The following is a 1,296-nucleotide window of genomic DNA, read 5'->3' as shown; positions in this document are numbered from 1 at the left end:
TTAATCTATGTCAAATAATTTTTTAAAGTTTTTTTAACTTTTTTTAACACCACTTAAGACAATCGCTTATATAAGCGATTTTTATTCTTCTCTCTTGTGAGTGCAATTTTAAGTTTAGGACAGATTTTCTAAAATGCAAATTTTTAAAATTTTTTTTCTTAGCTTTTACAAGACTGAACAAATGCTTTAACGATTCTTTTAGAGTTCTCATCCACATCATACAAAAACTCTGGATGCCACTGCACTCCTAATAAAAATTTATGTTTATCACTGAATACAGCTTCAATTAAATTATCTTCTGAAATAGCAGCAATTTTAAGCTCTGCTCCAAGAGCTTTTATCGCCTGATGATGATAACTATTAACTTGTATTTTATCTTTGCCAAGTATCGTTTCTAGTAATGACTTATCTGAGATACTTACCTCATGCACAGCTCTATCATATGGAGAGTGCATGTGATGCTCTGTATTACTCTTATGTTCAGATGGTAGATCCTGATACAAGGTGCCACCATAATATACATTCATCAGTTGAACTCCTCTGCAAATACCAAGCACAGACTTATCTAGCTCTATTGCTCTTTTAAGTAAATATAGATCCATATGATCTCTAATGTGATTTATCTCACCACACTTAGAACTCTTATCTTCATGGTACAAAGCAGGATCAATATCATGACCACCAGTAAGCAAAATACCATCACAAAACTTTAGCAATTTTTCTAAAACTTTTTGATCTTCTGTGTATGGAAGAATAAAAGGACAAGCACCTTCCTTTTCTAGCATTGTTTGATATTGAGTAAGCATCCAGATACTTTGCTTGTCATCATCATACAAAGGGCAAATGCCAATAATAGGATTCATCATCACCTCCATTTGATTTTTCTAAAGCTTAAGTTAGAGCTCTTACAGTGTCAAAAAACGTGCTATTTTGATGCAATGTGCTTCATTTAGATATATATTTAGGAGAGCTATTACAAAGAGAGATTTACTTATGATTTTTAGTCAAGACGGTTTTAGAGAATTTTATAGAAACTTTTGTGTTATCCCTTTAGATGAAAATCTTAAAGAGACTGTTAAAGAATTTCCTAATGCAGAAAATGCAAAGTATATTTTAGCTTTTGGCTACATTGATAGGGAATGTGGCTTTACTTTTGAAGTGATTGCCTGTGCTCACAAAGAAAACGATTTATACTGCTTTGAAGATACTAATCCTAGAGACAGCGTAAAGATAAGATTATCAAAAGAGCTTGCAAATGCAGATCTTGATATTATCGATGATGAAGATGGTGAACTA

2 protein-coding genes are annotated in these 1,296 nt (G+C 32.1%); one reads left to right on the top strand and one right to left on the bottom strand.

What is annotated here, in order from left to right; genetic code table 11:
* Window positions 1-158: 158 nt before the first annotated feature.
* Window positions 159-863: a gamma-glutamyl-gamma-aminobutyrate hydrolase family protein gene (locus ACJML3_RS05010; protein ID WP_406021156.1), complete on the bottom strand. Its 705-nt coding sequence runs from the start codon at window positions 861-863 to the stop codon at window positions 159-161.
* Between the two features lie 130 nt (window positions 864-993).
* Between ACJML3_RS05010 and ACJML3_RS05005 the strand changes: the two genes are divergently transcribed.
* A partial coding sequence (locus ACJML3_RS05005) for a hypothetical protein (RefSeq protein ID WP_406021154.1) occupies window positions 994-1,296 on the top strand: 303 nt, incomplete at its 3' end.

Origin of the sequence: Succinivibrio sp. (genome assembly GCF_045124615.1) — a bacterium.
GTDB lineage: Bacteria > Pseudomonadota > Gammaproteobacteria > Enterobacterales > Succinivibrionaceae > Succinivibrio > Succinivibrio faecicola.
Note: the sequence above shows the minus strand (reverse complement) of the source record. Positions and strands in the feature narration are given on the sequence as shown.